The 16,854-nt window shown below is 38.6% G+C and carries 16 protein-coding genes and 1 other annotated feature; all 16 genes read right to left on the reverse strand.

The features are described 5' to 3' along the window. Positions 1–78 precede the first annotated feature (78 nt). Entirely contained in the window at positions 79–2,844 is a 2,766-nt protein-coding gene (gene ileS / locus WKH56_RS02010) for an isoleucine--tRNA ligase (protein WP_014458384.1), read from the reverse strand. A gap of 71 nt (positions 2,845–2,915) precedes the next feature. Next, positions 2,916–3,136, reverse strand: a binding site (T-box leader). 69 nt (positions 3,137–3,205) lie between these two features. After that, on the reverse strand, positions 3,206–3,700 hold the full coding sequence (locus WKH56_RS02015) for a DivIVA domain-containing protein (protein ID WP_013058945.1): 495 nt from the start codon (positions 3,698–3,700) through the stop codon (positions 3,206–3,208). An 84-nt stretch (positions 3,701–3,784) separates the two neighbouring features. Beyond that, positions 3,785–4,558 (reverse strand): YlmH family RNA-binding protein, encoded by a 774-nt coding sequence (locus WKH56_RS02020; protein ID WP_013058946.1) that lies wholly within the window; start codon positions 4,556–4,558, stop codon positions 3,785–3,787. Between the two features lie 51 nt (positions 4,559–4,609). Further along, the gene (locus WKH56_RS02025) at positions 4,610–4,879 is read right to left on the reverse strand and encodes a YggT family protein (RefSeq protein WP_028411469.1); all 270 of its coding nucleotides are present in this window, start codon (positions 4,877–4,879) and stop codon (positions 4,610–4,612) included. Positions 4,880–4,882: 3 nt separating this feature from the next. After that, on the reverse strand, positions 4,883–5,350 hold the full coding sequence (locus WKH56_RS02030) for a cell division protein SepF (RefSeq protein WP_014458381.1): 468 nt from the start codon (positions 5,348–5,350) through the stop codon (positions 4,883–4,885). A gap of 16 nt (positions 5,351–5,366) precedes the next feature. Beyond that, positions 5,367–6,050: a YggS family pyridoxal phosphate-dependent enzyme gene (locus WKH56_RS02035; RefSeq protein ID WP_048019827.1), complete on the reverse strand. Its 684-nt coding sequence runs from the start codon at positions 6,048–6,050 to the stop codon at positions 5,367–5,369. A 7-nt stretch (positions 6,051–6,057) separates the two neighbouring features. After that, positions 6,058–6,879, reverse strand: coding sequence for a peptidoglycan editing factor PgeF (gene pgeF / locus WKH56_RS02040; protein ID WP_063248569.1), 822 nt, complete (start codon positions 6,877–6,879; stop codon positions 6,058–6,060). Between the two features lie 74 nt (positions 6,880–6,953). After that, the gene (locus WKH56_RS02045; protein ID WP_013058951.1) at positions 6,954–7,208 is read right to left on the reverse strand and encodes a YlmC/YmxH family sporulation protein; all 255 of its coding nucleotides are present in this window, start codon (positions 7,206–7,208) and stop codon (positions 6,954–6,956) included. Between the two features lie 345 nt (positions 7,209–7,553). Beyond that, positions 7,554–8,333, reverse strand: a complete 780-nt coding sequence (gene sigG / locus WKH56_RS02050) for an RNA polymerase sporulation sigma factor SigG (RefSeq protein WP_013058952.1) — start codon at positions 8,331–8,333, stop codon at positions 7,554–7,556. 148 nt (positions 8,334–8,481) lie between these two features. Continuing rightward, complete coding sequence (sigE, locus tag WKH56_RS02055; RefSeq protein WP_013058953.1) at positions 8,482–9,201, reverse strand: RNA polymerase sporulation sigma factor SigE; 720 nt, start codon at positions 9,199–9,201, stop codon at positions 8,482–8,484. A gap of 30 nt (positions 9,202–9,231) precedes the next feature. Further along, positions 9,232–10,155, reverse strand: coding sequence for a sigma-E processing peptidase SpoIIGA (gene spoIIGA / locus WKH56_RS02060; protein WP_014458377.1), 924 nt, complete (start codon positions 10,153–10,155; stop codon positions 9,232–9,234). Between the two features lie 276 nt (positions 10,156–10,431). Beyond that, positions 10,432–11,589, reverse strand: coding sequence for a cell division protein FtsZ (gene ftsZ, locus WKH56_RS02065; protein ID WP_013058955.1), 1,158 nt, complete (start codon positions 11,587–11,589; stop codon positions 10,432–10,434). A gap of 41 nt (positions 11,590–11,630) precedes the next feature. Next, positions 11,631–12,926 (reverse strand): cell division protein FtsA, encoded by a 1,296-nt coding sequence (gene ftsA / locus WKH56_RS02070; RefSeq protein ID WP_013058956.1) that lies wholly within the window; start codon positions 12,924–12,926, stop codon positions 11,631–11,633. Positions 12,927–13,351: 425 nt separating this feature from the next. Further along, a complete protein-coding gene (locus WKH56_RS02075) occupies positions 13,352–14,110 on the reverse strand; it encodes a cell division protein FtsQ/DivIB (protein ID WP_016765445.1) in 759 nt (252 codons plus the stop codon). A gap of 153 nt (positions 14,111–14,263) precedes the next feature. Next, positions 14,264–15,169 (reverse strand): UDP-N-acetylmuramate dehydrogenase, encoded by a 906-nt coding sequence (gene murB / locus WKH56_RS02080; protein ID WP_028411473.1) that lies wholly within the window; start codon positions 15,167–15,169, stop codon positions 14,264–14,266. Between the two features lie 540 nt (positions 15,170–15,709). Continuing rightward, positions 15,710–16,810 carry a stage V sporulation protein E gene (gene spoVE / locus WKH56_RS02085; protein WP_013058959.1) on the reverse strand — a complete coding sequence of 367 codons (1,101 nt, stop codon included), beginning with the start codon at positions 16,808–16,810 and terminating at the stop codon, positions 15,710–15,712. Positions 16,811–16,854 lie beyond the last annotated feature (44 nt).

Raw genomic sequence — 16,854 nt, forward strand, 5'->3', positions numbered from 1 at the left:
CTTTGAATGCTTTATACCATTGTATTTGGGAATTTCGTACAGCAAAAAACACGCCCAAAAAGGACGTGCTTTTGTTCATTACTGCTGAACGTAGTGATTTTTCACAACATCCGCACAGCGTGTACATAAAGTTGGGTGATCTTGATCTTCGCCAACTGTTGGTGATACTACCCAGCAGCGCTCACACTTCTCACCTTCTGCTTTACTTACAACAATTGAAGCATAGCTGAATTTTTGTGCTTCAGCAGGCGCTTCACCTTCTGCTACTTCAAGATCTGAAACGATGAAGAGTTGACCTACATTTTCAGAAATAGAGGCTAACAGCTCTTTCGTATCTGCTGTTGGATACAGCGTTAATTTTGCTTCTAAAGACTTACCGATTACTTTTTCATTACGAGCTTGTTCTAGCGCTTTTAAGACTTCATCGCGAAGCTCCATGAACGCATCCCATTTCTCTACTAATTGATCTGCTCCTTCAATTTCTTGAACCTCTGGCATATCAACTAGCTGCGCGCTTTCTTCCGTTACGTTCGGAATGTGAACCCATACTTCGTCTGCTGTATGAGAAAGAATTGGAGACACTAATTTCGTTAACGATAATAACGTTTCATAAAGAACCGTTTGAATGCTGCGACGCTCTACATTATTTTCTGCTTCAATGTACAATACATCTTTTGCAAAGTCTAAGTAGAATGAACTCATATCAATTGTACAGAAATTATGCACTGCGTGATAAATGCTTGAGAATTCATATGAATCATAAGATTTTTTCACTTTATCAATTAATTTGTTCAGCTTCACAAGCATGTAGCGATCTACTTCACGAAGGTCTTCAACGGCTACAGCGTCAGTTGTTGGATTAAAATCCGCTAGGTTTCCTAGTAAGAAACGGAACGTGTTGCGGATTTTACGGTATACTTCTGCTACTTGTTTTAAAATGTTATCAGATACACGAACATCCGCTTGGTAATCTACAGAAGCTACCCATAGACGTAAAATATCCGCACCTAGTTGTTTCATTACTTTTTCTGGAATTACAACATTCCCTAATGACTTACTCATTTTGCGACCTTCACCGTCTAAAGCAAATCCGTGGCTAAGTACGCCTTTATAAGGTGCTTCACCTGTTACAGCTACACTTGTAGAAAGACTTGAATTAAACCAGCCGCGGTATTGGTCAGAACCTTCTAAATACAAATCAGCCGGACGCTGTAAGTCTTCACGCTCTTCAAGAACAGCTTGATGTGAAGAACCAGAGTCAAACCATACGTCCATGATGTCTGTTTCTTTTGTGAAACGGCCATTTGGGCTTCCTTCATGAGTAAAGCCTTCTGGAAGCAAGTCTTTTGCTTCACGCTCAAACCATACGTTTGATCCATGTTCTCTAAATAGATTTGATACGTGCTCAATTGTCTCGTCCGTAATGATTGGCTCATCATTTTCAGCATAAAATACTGGAATCGGAACGCCCCATGCACGTTGACGAGAAATACACCAGTCTCCGCGGTCACGCACCATGTTATAAAGTCGAGTTTCACCCCAAGTAGGCACCCATTCTGTTTTTTCTACTGCTTTTAATAAATCTTCACGGAAATCTTTAATAGACGCAAACCACTGTGCTGTTGCACGGAAAATTGTTGGTTTCTTCGTACGCCAGTCATGTGGATATGAGTGGGTAATGAAACTTAATTTTAACAGCGCGCCTTCTTCTTCTAGTTTGTCTGTAATCGGCTTATTCGCTTTATCATAGAATAATCCTTCAAATCCTGGTGCTTCATTCGTCATATGACCCTTACTATCAACTGGACAAAGAACTTCCAAACCGTATTTTTGACCAACGATAAAGTCGTCTTCCCCGTGTCCCGGTGCTGTATGAACACAGCCAGTACCAGCATCAGTCGTTACGTGATCGCCAAGAACAACTAAAGAATCGCGCTTGTAGATTGGATGTTCAGCTACCACGCGTTCAAGTTCTGAACCTTTTACTGTACGAAGTGTCTTATAGTCAGCCCATTCAATTTCTTTAGCAACTGTTTCAATAAGTTCAGTTGCTACCACATATTTTGCTCCATCTGCTTCAACTACGCTGTACTGAAGCTCGGGATTGACAGCAATCCCTTGGTTAGCTGGCATTGTCCATGGTGTTGTCGTCCAAATGATGAATTTTTCATCTTGTTCAAGCACGCCTTTACCATCTTTCACATTAAACGCTACGTAAATAGAAGCTGAACGCTTGTCATAGTATTCAATTTCCGCTTCTGCTAAAGCAGATTCACTTGAAGGAGACCAGTATACAGGTTTTAATCCTTTGTAGATATAGCCTTTTTTCGCCATATCGCCAAATACTTTGATTTGCTGCGCTTCGTACTGTGGCTGAAGCGTTACATATGGATTATCCCAATCTCCGCGTACGCCTAAACGCTTGAACTGCTCACGCTGGCCGTTTACTTGTTCCCAAGCATACTGTTCGCAAAGCTTACGGAATTCAGCTACTGTCATTTCTTTGCGGTTTACTTTTTTATTTTTTGTTAAAGCCGTTTCAATTGGCAAGCCGTGTGTATCCCAGCCTGGCACATAAGGTGCGCAGAAGCCTGACATCGACTTATAGCGAACGATAAAATCTTTTAAAATTTTATTTAAGGCATGTCCCATGTGAATATCGCCATTGGCATATGGAGGTCCATCATGCAGGACGAATAGCGGGCGGCCTTCCGTACGTTTTTGTACTTTTTCATAAATATTCATTTCAGCCCACTGTTCTTGCATTTTAGGCTCGCGGTTCGGTAAATTTCCACGCATCGGAAATTCAGTTTTTGGCATCAATAATGTATCTTTATATTCCATGTTTTACCCTCCAAAAAAAAACGTAAATTTCATATCTTTTTGCACCATAACAAAAAGACCTCCTCATCCCAAAAAGGGACGAGAAGGCCTCCCGCGGTACCACCCTAGTAGATTTGCTGCACGCAAATCCTCTTTGCATTCGTAACGTGAATAAACCGCCACTGCTTACTATCATCATTTCAGCAATGGTACTCTAGGGTGATTTTCACTTTTTTGTTTGTTATCGAGCTCGCACCATCCTCGATTCGCTTTGACAAACTAAAAAAGCTACTGTCCCTGTCTCCGTACTGTTTGATATGAAATTTCATCTGTTACCAAATTATATGACAACAAAACGTGAGAAGTCAAGATGATGTCTTGACTAGTCAATTTTTTCTTCTAGCGCTGGCATCTCATAATCCATCAACTGATCCCAGTCATCGCTGTTTAACATTTCAAGCTGTGCTTCAATTAACATTTTGAAACGAGTTCTAAATACTTTAGACTGCTTTTTCGTCTCCTCAATGTCCATCGCAATTTTACGAGACTTAGACAGTGCTTCATTAATAATACGGTCCGCATTTTTTTCTGCTTCTTTTATAATGAGCTTCGCTTCTTTTTCAGCGTTTCGCTTTACATCTTCCGCTGCTTCTTGAGCAATTAAAATTGATTTATTTAACGTTTCTTCGATGTTAGTAAAATGTCCAAGACGATCTGTTAATTCAGATACCCTTCCTTCTAACTCCTTTTTATCACGCATTACCAGCTCATAGTCTTTAATTACTTGGTCAAGAAACTCATTTACTTCATCTTCATCATATCCGCGAAACCCGCGATTAAACTCTTTGTTATGAATATCCAAAGGGGTTAAAGGCATCTAGGCCACCTCCGTGTTGTCTCATTACATCATTAGTAATGGTTTATTCGACATATTTTTAAAATTTCCTGCTAGTAGATTTCTTTATTTCTGCTTCCCTACAACAATTCGCCATTTTTCTTTTTTGGTTTTGCCTTCAAGTGAAACGATACGACTTCTGCCGTGGCCACGAAGCGACAAAATATCACCTTCATGACATTCAAAAGAAGGCTGTTCAATGACTTTAAAATTTACTTTTACCGCTCCATTTGCAATAAACGGCTGGACTTTTTGTCTTGATAGATTGTGAATGGTCGACAGCAAAACATCAAGCCTCATTGAAGAAACTGTATAAACGTGTTCAATCAGCTCTTCTTTTACCACATGCAGCTGCTCTCTTTGAATAGAAGAAAGTGAAACTTTGGCTTTTCCAATTGATGTTAAATTCATCTCAATATAAGAAGAAATTTCCTCTGCAGCTACAAGCTGAATATCGTCTCCCGCGACCAAAATATCGCCAAATTTTGAACGGCGCAGTCCTAAGGACATCGCCGAACCAAGAACTTGAGGATGTTCAATCGTCACAAACTTTTTAGGATAATTCAATTCGTACATATGCAACTGAAAATCTTCGCTTTCAGGCACATAGTAATCCGGATATAGCAGCGCACGCTTGCGTTCAGCAAACGGTTGTCCACCATCAAATGAAACTTGAACCTCTCCTTCAGTCCCAACAATAGCCGTCACAATCTGCTGCTCTCTTGGATCTAAAAAGTCCGTTAATTTTGGGCTGTATTGATGTAGGACATCTTCTTTCCACTGAAGAACTTGATCAATAAACCCATGTTCTTCTTGCCTAAAATGTTCATAAATAGACATATTATTACTCCTACTATTGGTATGTAAAAAAGGAATCCAGCGATTCCTTTTTTAAATAAACCCCATCACATTATTAAGTGAATACACGCCTCTTTCCGCAAATCGTAGTAAAAAGATTGCAACAAGAGGTGAAATATCAATCATGCCAATAGGCGGAATGATTTTACGAAAAGGCTCTAAGTAAGGCTCGCAAATACTGCCAAGCAGCTGACCAAACTTAGAGGCTCTTACATCGGGTACCCAAGACATCAAAATGTAAATAATCAGTGCCCATGAGTAAAGCCCAATCAATTTTGCGAGAATCCCAAAAACGATGTCCAAAAACTACCACCTCTTTACGTTTGTTGTATCGTGTTCTCCCATCATATCTGAAATGCTTCCGCTTACGTCTACATTATCAGGTGTACATAAAAAGATGTCGGTTCCAATTTTTTGAATGTCCCCGCCTAAAGCATAAACTGTACCACTTAAAAAGTCGACAATTCTCACTGCTTGATCTCGTTGAATGCGCTGTAAATTAACAACTACGACTTTACGATTTTTTAAATGATCCGTAATTTCTTGTGCTTCGGCATAGACGCGAGGTTCGCAAAGCATCATTTTTGATGATTTTTGAACGCTTTGTAAGCTAATCACGTTTTGCTGCTGATTCGGCTGCTGACTAGCTTTCACTGCTGGTCTCGACTGCTGTACAGGCTCTTCTACCGACTCTTCTTGTTCGTAATGTTCTTCTACATATTCAGTATCGTCATCAAGAGCAAAGAAACTTCTAAAGCGATTTTTCATACTCATCTTGAATTACACCTCCTTAACGTTCATTCCCAACTAACGTGGTTCCTAGTCGAATGAATGTTGCTCCTTCTTCAATTGCAATTGCATAATCGTTTGACATTCCCATTGATAGCTCCGTACACGGTGCATATTGCAAGTTTAGTTCTTGTATACGACTCTGCAATTTTTTTAGACCTTGAAAACAGCTGCGAAGCAAGGACTCGTCATCTGTGTGAGGAGCCATGGTCATTAATCCAACTACTTGGATATTTGTAAATGTTTCAAGAGATTGAATAAATGGAATTACCTCTTCTACAGCAAGGCCATGCTTTGATTGTTCTTCGGCAACATTAACTTGTACAAAACATTTTATACGATGTCCTGCACGTTTATCAATTTCTTTTGCTAAAGATAATCGGTCTAGTGAATGAATATAGTCAACTTTATCAATCACATGTTTTACTTTTCTTGTTTGTAAGCTTCCGATAAAATGCCAGGTCGCTTTCTCACCGATTGATTCATACTTTTCTAGAAGACCTTCATCCCTGTTTTCTCCAAGATGTAAAATGCCTGCATCCACTGCTTCTGCTGCTCGTTTTGTGGAAACATATTTTGTTACAGCAATCAGCTCTACATCTTCTCGATTTCGATTAACTTTTTTACATGCTTCAGCAATTGTTTGTTGAACTGCTTCTAGATTTTCACTTACGCTAGCTGTCACTATGTAATTACTCCTCCTTAAAGCCTATGAAGTTAAACATGCGTCCTGTTTTCCCTTGGTCGCGGCGATGTGAGAAGAACAGGTCATCTTCACAGCTTGTACAATACGACGATGTTAAAATTCGTTCCGGCAATACGCCTGCGTTTTGAATCAGCAGCTTATTGACTTTTTTTAAATTAAGCGCGTATTGTCCAGGGCTTACTTCTTGATATCCATTTTGGCCAACTACTTCGTTTACTTGTGTAATGACGCGGTTATCGACAACATAACAGCAATCTTCAATCGAAGGGCCAATCGCCACGTAAATATCTTCAACCGGAACATTTTCTTGCTCTACCCACCGCCGAATCATATTTTTTGCAATATCTTTTACTGTTCCCTTCCACCCAGCATGAGCAAGACCAACTAAATGGTGATCAGGCGCATAGAAGTACAGCGGAACGCAATCTGCATAACATAAAGCTAACAAAATATCAGATTCATTTGTATAAATGCCATCCGCTGCTTTTATGCCCTCTTCATACTTGTAGAGTCCTTTTGTACAGTCGGCTTTTGTTACTTTTTGAACAGTTGCTTCATGTACTTGTTCAGCACATACAAAGCTTTCAAAAGACATGTCTAGTTCGGCTGCTAAAATTTTTCTATTTGTAATAACATCTTCTACGTTATCGTTTACGTGAAGCCCTAGGTTAAAAGAAGCAAATGGAGGTTTACTCACGCCACCATTTTTTGTGGTGAAACCAACAACAAGCATATCATTCTTTTCTACCCAAGGGCTCAGCCACATAAACGACTCGTGATGGCTTTTTTTTAATGGCTCAGGATTCATGTATGTGACACATCCCTTGTTTCATTTATTCTCACATATTGTACCACAGATTGCTAGGTGCTGTTGACAAAAAACTAATTCTCTTCAGGCTGAAATGCGTCTTTATAACGTACTAAAATGACATCGGAACCAATTTTCACAATATTTTTCCACGGAATCACAATTTCATCATCTTTTCCAAAGAAGCCCAATACACGAGAGCCTCCGATAATGACGGCCTGTATTTTTCCCGTTGTTAAGTCAATATCAATATCCCCTACATTTCCAAGTTTTTTGCCATCAGCTACATTCACTACATCTTTCAGCTGAAACTCTGAAATCTTTAACATGCTCTCTCCTCCTATAGCCAACTTTATTCCTTAGCCTATATATATTTTCAAATTTTCATTTCATGAAGGAAAAGCTTATTTTTTCTCTGCCATTCTCTTTCTATAAGCATTTTGTTCACTAATTACACAGTTTTTCATCAAGAGACATTCTCAACAAGCAGCGAGAAGTCCTCATAGCAATAGGAAATCTAACATGAATATCTTTTGGTCATATATTCATTGATACATACAAAATAAGCACCGTGTCCGTTTTTATAGACACGATGCTTATTAAGTTGAACATCAAATAAAGTGAATGGTATTGATTGTATGAACACGGGCAGCTGCCAGTTTAGAGAGCTTTTGTTAACTTTGAATATTTTTATTCATCTGTTTAATAGCAGCTTTTTCTAAACGAGAAACCTGCGCTTGAGAAATACCAATTTCTTCAGCCACTTCCATCTGTGTTTTACCTTGGAAGAAGCGCTTTCGTAAAATTAGTTTTTCTCGCTCGTTCAATCTTCTCATACCTTCTTGCAAAGCAATTTCTTCAATCCAAGTTGAATCACGGTTGCGTTCATCGCTTAGCTGATCCATCACATAGATTGGGTCTCCGCCATCATTGTAAATAGGTTCAAATAAAGAAACCGGATCTTGGATAGCATCTAAAGCAAACACAATTTCTTCATGCGGTACTTCTAGGACTTTTGAAATTTCCTCAGCTGTAGGTTCCTTGGATGTTTCACTCATAAGCCTTTCACGAACTTGAAGAGCTTTATAAGCAATATCACGAAGGGAACGAGAAACACGGATTGGATTATTGTCACGTAAATAGCGGCGAATTTCCCCTATAATCATTGGGACAGCATATGTAGAAAACTTCACGTTTTGACTTAAATCAAAATTGTCAATGGATTTCATTAATCCAATACATCCAACCTGAAATAAGTCGTCAACAAATTCTCCACGATTGTTAAAACGTTGGATCACGCTGAGTACGAGACGTAAATTTCCGCTTACTAGCTTTTCTCTTGCTGTTCCATCTCCAGCCTGCATTTGTTTAAACAACTTTCGCATTTCTTCATTTTTTAATACGGGAAGTTTCGAAGTATCTACTCCACAAATTTCTACTTTATTTCTTGTCAACTCTTTCCCTCCTAACAGGAGATGATGTTCTGAATTCAGTATCTCCTCAGAAGGAAAAAATATGCACTTTTACAATTCTGACAATTCCACGCTAAAAAAGCTGATTGTATAAGATGCTTCTCAGCCCTTATACAATCAGCTTTTTTACTTAAACCATTTTATTAAATTCTTTTCGCAGCCGTTTAATAATTCGTTTTTCGAGCCTTGAAATATAAGACTGAGAAATGCCTAGCATATCAGCTACATCTTTTTGCGTTTTTTCTTCTCCGCCGGCTAGCCCAAAGCGCAGCTCCATAATTTGCTTTTCGCGATCATTTAATTGGTGCAGTGCTTTCAACAAAAGTTTTCGATCTACATTGGCTTCCAGGTCTTTTGTGATAATATCTTCTTCGGTTCCCATCACGTCAGACAATAACAGTTCGTTTCCATCCCAATCAATATTTAACGGCTCATCAAATGAAACTTCAGATCGAATTTTATTGTTGCGGCGCAAATACATTAAAATTTCATTTTCAATACAGCGAGAGGCGTACGTCGCTAGCTTAATTTTCTTTTCAGGATTAAACGTGTTTACTGCTTTAATTAAACCGATGGTGCCGATGCTAATTAAATCCTCAATATTGATTCCCGTATTTTCAAACTTGCGGGCAATATAAACAACCAGTCGCAAATTACGCTCAATCAACAGTGAACGTGCTGCTTCATCTCCTGATGGGAGTTTTTTCAGGAGCACTTCTTCTTCATCTTTTGTCAGCGGCGGTGGAAGAGCTTCACTTCCTCCTATATAGTACACTTCATCTGTTTTTAGCTTAAGTTTAATTAATAATTTGTACCACCATAATTGAAATCGAATTCGATATGTAGCCATTCTGTATCCTCCTTTATTTGTTCACACCTTTTACGATGCGGAACTTACTTCTCCAATAACAATGAGCTTCGGATGAACAATACATTCATATTGCTTCTCCACTGAAAGCGTTGTATGACTAATACCTACTAATACTTTAGTGACTTCAATCGTATTGGACTGATGCACCAGCCTTACCATATCTGGCTTTAGAGCAAGAAGCAGCTGATTGGCTTGGCCCACGCTTCGATAAGGGACAAAGCGGACTTTTGAATACCACTCTTGATCAATATCTTCGCTGTGTGAAAAGGATTGGACATTTTTGCTTAATTCCATTAAGCCTTCAGGCAATATTTCTTTTAAAGAATCTGCTGTAACAATCATAACCGGGGTTTTCGTCAGCGGATCTACAAGCTGATTCCCACTATCAATAAGTCCTTTCATCGACAGCGTCTGTTCGTTTAAAATAACTTCTACATCTACCAGCTGATCAAATGTAATATTTTTCATTCGCAAATCATCAACTCGTGCTTTTGAAAAATAAGATAATAGCGGAAAACCAATAAGAACAAATATCCAGCTAATAGGATCACCAAACTGTGGAGATTTCGTATCAACCATTTGATTAAGAACAAGGAACTGATCTTGAAATAAAAAGTGAACGCCCATTAACCCTCCACCCACAACAAAGGTTGCAAAATAAAACGTTAATAAATTCTCAAAGAAAAAGCGCAGTCGTTTATAACCAAACGCCATCAATACCATAAAAAACGAGAATAAAATTTTAATAGCAGGATGAACCATAAGATGAGAAAAAGGTGTAAACATAAGAAGGACAATCAATGAACCGATAAAGCCGCCAAGCAAAAGCCGCCACCACTTGTAATTCCGTTTAAGTACAACAGCACATAACATTAGTAAGATCGTATCTAACCCAAAATTCAGCATCCATATTAAATCTAAATAGATTGGCAATGTTTATAACCTCTCCATTCTTTCTGAATTTTTCTGTTAAAAATTAGTATATAGTACATCCTATTAGAAAGTCTGTCAGTTCATGCCGAGAAACAAGCAGTATTTTTGAGGAAATCATTCGATATTTGTCACACCACTTTTAGAAAGAAAACACAAACCCTTTGAAGGCGTCATATTGACCATGTCGAATGTTTTTTATACTCTTTTTGAGTTTTCTAGATTCATTGCATAAAAAAAGACCTCTGTATAAAACAGAGGTCTTGGCTTTTTATTTTCTTAGCGTCTACGATTACGGTTTCGTAAGAATGTTGGAATATCTAGCGCATCTTCAGACTGCGGCTGAGATGGACGCGTATATTCTTGCTGTACAGGTTCTTCACGCTTTACTTCACGCTTCGGCTGTGGAGCCGGTTGCTGTGTCGATTGCTGCATGCGATTCGCCGATAACGAAGGACGACCTGGTTTTGGCTGTGATAAATCTTGGTCACTAAAGCCAGTTGCAATAACTGTAACAACAATCTCATCTTTTAGGTTTTCGTTAATAACAGATCCAAAGATCATGTTCACTTCTTGGTCAGAAGCCGAAGCAACGATATCTGCAGCTTCTTGTACTTCGTAAAGACTTAGGTTTGTACCGCCTGTGATATTCATTAACACACCTTGAGCTCCATCGATAGATGTTTCAAGAAGTGGACTTGAAATAGCTTTTTTAGCTGCTTCAGCAGCGCGGTTTTCACCAGTCGCAATACCGATACCCATAAGTGCAGATCCTTTGTTAGACATAATTGTTTTCACGTCAGCGAAGTCTAAGTTAATTAATCCAGGAACTGCGATTAAATCTGAAATACCTTGCACACCTTGTCGTAATACGTTATCAGCTTCACGGAACGCTTCTAGCATTGGCGTGTTTTTATCAACGATTTCTAATAAGCGATCATTTGGAATAACAATCAGCGTATCCACTGCTTCTTTCATTGACGCGATGCCGCCTGCCGCTTGAGTAGAACGCTTACGGCCTTCAAACGTAAACGGACGAGTAACAACACCTACCGTTAGTGCTCCTAGCTCACGAGCAATTTGGGCAATGACTGGAGCTGCACCAGTTCCAGTTCCTCCACCCATACCAGCTGTTACGAAAACCATGTCTGCACCTTTTAGTGCTTCTTGGATTTGTTCCTTACTTTCTTCAGCTGCTTTTTTACCAACTTCCGGATTAGCACCTGCACCTAATCCTCTTGTTAATTTAGCGCCGATTTGCATTTTTGTTTCAGCTTTTGATAAATTTAATGCCTGTGCATCTGTATTAACTGCAATAAATTCTACACCTTGGACGCCATGTTCAATCATTCGGTTAACCGCGTTGTTACCGCCGCCTCCGACACCGATTACTTTAATCGTCGCTAATTGGTCTACACTTGTATCAAACTCCAACATGATAGTTCCTCCTAATTCTTCGAAATTACCAATCCGTAACGTTAATCAAAGAAGTATCCAAAAAACTTCTTCATTAAATTTTGGTCATTTTTCTTTTTCGGCTGCTCAGCTGATTGTTGCGGCTGCTGTGGTTTCGGGCTAGGTTTGATCATTTCTTGCTCAATCGGCTCTTCTTCCACAACTGGCGCTCCAATTTCCCGGCCTTGTATTTTAGCATTTTTGTATGCAAATTTTATTAATCCTACGCCTGTTGTATAATGCGGCTCACGTACTCCAATATAATCAGGCACTGCTATGCGCACGTTATTCTTTAAAATCACTTGAGCTAGCTCAAGAATACCAGGCATCGCTACTACTCCGCCTGTTAGAACAAATCCTCCTGGAATATCTTTGTATCCTAGGCGGTTTACCTCCTGCGTAATCATATCTAAAATCTCTTCTAATCTAGCTTCAATAATATCAGAGATTTCGAGCTGATTAAACTGCTGATGCTGATCGCTTCCAATGATCGGTACACTAAATACTTCTTCTTCAGAAGCATGATCGTAGAAAGCATGTCCATGCTTTATCTTAATATTTTCCGCATCTTCAGTCGATGTGCGAAGGCCAATCGATAAATCTTTGGTAATGTGCTCTCCGCCAACAGCTAGTACATTTGTTACTTTCAAATGTCCTTGGTCAAAGATCGCAACCGTTGTTGAACCCCCACCGATATCTACCAGTGCGACACCTAAGTTTTTTTCATCACGAGATAATGCAATTGAACCAGCGGCTAGAGGCTGTAAACAAATATCACTGATTTCTAAACCAGCTCTTTCTACACAGCGTAATAAGTTATGTAAAACCGTTCTAGATCCCGTTATGATTGTGCCTTCCATTTCTAAACGTACCCCAATCATACCTCTAGGATCGTTAATACCTTCTAAGCCATCTACAATAAATTGCTTTGGAATAACATCAATGATTTCACGATCTGGCGGGATAGACATGACTTGAGCAGCATCAATTACTCGATGAATATCTTCGTTTGTAATTTCACGATTTTCGCTTGACACGGCTACTACTCCGTGACAATCCTGTAAAAATACATGATTTCCGCTTATGCCCACTACAACCTTTTTAATTGTAATGCCTACCATTCGTTCAGCTTGTTCTACTGCTTTTCTAATAGATTGAACTGTTGCATCTATATCAACGATAGAACCTTTTTTTAGTCCGTGTGATTTAACATTCCCTACACCAATGATATTCAATGAATCGTTACTCATCTCTCCGATGATTACTTTCACACTGGATGTACCGATGTCTAAACTAACGTATATTTCATTGCTGTTCATTCTTTGGCACCTCCTTTTTCTTTCTGCACATGTCATCTTAATAAATTAAGAAGAACAACAATATTAATTTTTTATTATATGAAAATATTCAACAAATACATCTGTTTCCCTTTTGTAAAATCAATTTTTTTCAAGTTTTTCACAGACTTTATCTCTTTCAAAGAACAAAACGTTCTGGTTTTGACTTTTTTTTAGATTTAAGCCTCAAATTCACTGAAAAAAGCTATTTAACTACAAGTCTACACTAAGATGTACACTGAGAAAAGCGAAACTTACCTAGAACAAATATTACATTTCCATTTCACAGCACCGGAGAAGAAAATCATATGTATGCAGAATACTTGCATGTGATTATACAATGTACAAGGGCTAGTTTGCCAGTCTCAACTCATCTATTTCCTTTAATTAACACTTATAAAAAATAATTACTGCTTGCTCTTTTTATAAGGTTTAAATGCATATCCTTCTTCTAAATCAATAATACCTTTTTGATCATCACTCAATTTACTTGCAATAGCTGGGTAATGAACAATTTTATCAGAGAAGTTGCTAATTTTCCCGCTTACTTCACGCGTATCATTCATAAACACCTCGATGTGAAGAGGTTCTGATTTTGTCGGCGCATAGTAAATCTCAGAAATAGCCCCTTTTATGCTCTTAGGCGTTTTAGCTAATTCTTGAACCATGCTTTGTATAGCGTCTCCGTCTTTCCAGTCAATTAGCAACGGAGCGTCGGATGACACTTTCTTAGCACTTACTTCTTTTAAAACTTTTCCATTTTCATTCACAGGGAAATATTTATTCCCCGAGGTTACATATGCAATTCTTGCGTACTCTTTTACGTCGATTACAACCTTATTAGGAAATGTTTTATGAATGACAGCTTCCTTTACCTCAGGGTTTTTTTCGACTTTTTCTTGAATTTGATCAGCGTCAGCTTTCCAGTAGCTGGTTTTTTTGGACAGACCACTCGCTTTGACAATATCCTTATCACTTACATGTTTATTCCCTTGTACTTCAATGTTAGAAACATTACTCAGAGAAGATTGAGAATATACAATAAATAAAATAAGGATGAAAAAGAGTGATAAATACAAAATAAGCCGTCTATTTGCTTTTTGCTTTCGCTGTTCTTGCAGCTTCGGTACACGATCTTCTAAAACAATTAACTTACCTTTTTCCATTTTTTTCACCCTTATCCATTTGAGAAAATAAACGAGGACTTACCATCTATTTATTTCCAATCTTTGCTTCATGAGAATATCCCCATTATAGCATAGAATAAACACATAAAAGCTACCTTTTCACGCATAGCCATACAGCGAAGGGCTGAGTAATTAGCGACCGATAATCTCAACTTCTGTATGAATATCAATATCGAATTTCTCTTTAATTGTTTTCTTAACATGAGCAATTAAATTCAGCACGTCTGAAGCCGTTGCATCTCCTGTATTGACAATGAAGTTCGCATGCTGTTCACTAATTTGCGCACCGCCTACTGAAAAACCTTTTAAGTTGGACTTTTCAATTAAGTCTCCTGCATAATTTGGAAGCGGATTTCTAAAAATACTTCCTGCACAAGGGAAATTCCAAGGCTGTGTTTCACGGCGATAGTCTTTATTTTTCTGCATGACCGCCACAATATCATCTTTCGTTCCCTTTTTCAAACGCAGCACAGCTTCTACACATACTCCAGGACGGTCTTTTTGTAGAATGGAATGACGATACGAAAATTGAAGCTCTTCATTTGTCAGCCACTCCAGAGTGCCATCTTCAAATAAAATCAGCGCTTTTTCGACTACATGAGACATATCAGAACCATGGGCACCTGCATTCATATAAACAGCGCCTCCCACAGATCCAGGAATTCCACTTGAAAACTCCAATCCAGACAGACCTTGTTTTGTAATAACTGTTGCAAGCTTGATGCTAGGGTATCCCCCACCTACAGTAACCGTCTCTCCATCTACTGTTAAATCATCTAATCCGGCTCCGAGCTTAATGACCACACCTTCAATTCCCTTATCAGAAACAAGAAGATTAGATCCTCGACCAATCGCTCTCCATTTCACGCCGTGTTTTTTAATCATATCCATTGTAACTTTTAAGTGATCAACAGAATCAGGTTCTACAAGCACATCTGCTGGACCACCAATTTTCATTGTTGTATGTTTTGCTAGCGGTTCATTTTCACGAACCTTTCCAATATTCGCTTCGACTAACTCTTTTACTAACGCTTCCATAAGAACCTCCTAAAACCCTCTTTGCTGTTATAAAACTTTCATGTCAATGCGCCCTTACTTCTAATGCATAAGAATAATAAGAACAGATTCATAACTAAGCAGCAGCACCTTGTAAGATACCTTTTTTCTACGAAGGCACTCTATTCTGTTGTCAATTTCATCATTTTTATTTATCGTATGACATTCACCCATAGAATGTACGTTCATCTGCTATATAAAGTAATTTTGATTGTTTTTTTATCGTTTTTCATTTAGAAGTTAAACACATGCTGACAGTCATAAAAAAACGCTACGCTCATAAGTGCACATACGTTCACCTACTCACTAAGATAAAACATTTAACCTTACACATCATACCATAGTTGGACTCAAAATTGGTTATCACAACATTACATTTTAAAAACATTTCATACAAAAATATCATCTATCTGTAAAAAATCGAAAATAAACCGCCAACAAAATCCGGCGTGCACTTGGATTTAAGATGACGGTTTACTTCAGTAGACCATTGCCTACTTGACATTATACAATTTTTTTCAATTAATAGCGAGAATATCTACTAACATTTAACAAAACTCCAACTGCTGCCAGCATGAGCGTCAGCGACGATCCGCCGTAACTTAAAAATGGAAGCGTAATTCCCGTAACAGGCATAAGACCTGTTACCACGCCTATATTGATCATGACTTGAATCGCAACCATTGAAATAATTCCTAAGGCTAAGAACGTTCCGTAAAGATCAGGTGCTCCCAGCGCTACTTTAATTCCTCTCCAAAGCAATAAGCTAAACAAAAGTAGAACAAGTGTTCCTCCGATGAAACCAAGCTCTTCTGCCAGAATAGCAAAAATAAAATCAGTTTGAGGTTCCGGCAGATAAAAGAACTTTTGTCTACTTTGCCCTAACCCTAATCCAAGCAATCCCCCCGGCCCAATTGCATAAAGAGATTGAATGATTTGAAACCCGCTTCCAAGCGGATCTTCCCAAGGATTTAAAAATGAGGTGATGCGTTTAATCCGATAAGGAGCTGATAAAACAAGCCCTACAAAACCGGCAACGCCAAGCAACCCAAGACCTGCAAAGTGACTTACCTTTGCTCCTGAAACAAAAATCATGACTAAACAAGTTCCAACAAGCACCGTTCCAGTTCCTAAATCCGGCTGCATCATAATAATGCCAAACGGTAAGAAAACCAGTAATAACGCCGGTAACATTCCTTTTCTAAAGGATGTAATTTTCTTCTGGTTTTCTGATAAATATTTCGCTAAAAATATAATCATAGCAAACTTCATAAATTCTGAAGGCTGAATCGAAAACGCTCCAACTCCTATCCAACTTTGCGACCCATTCCGTACTAGCCCTACTCCCGGAATCAATACAAGTACCAGCATAACAAAGCAAATGATTACAATTGGCTTTGCCCACGTACGCCACATCCAATAATCAATATTCATGATGACAAACATCGCGCATACTCCAAGCCCTGCAAATAAGAGCTGGCGTTTAGCAAAGAAAAAAGAATCATTAAACTTGTATGTAGCCCATACCGCACTTGCACTGTATACCATGATAAGGCCGATGGTTAGCAAGGAAAGCGTAACGATTATGAGAAAAAAATCTGGGGTAGACCTTTTTGTCGACACTGTCACACACCTCTAAAAATAGATTAGGGCTAGTGTATTTTCTA

This window comes from Priestia sp. SB1, from assembly GCF_038898415.1.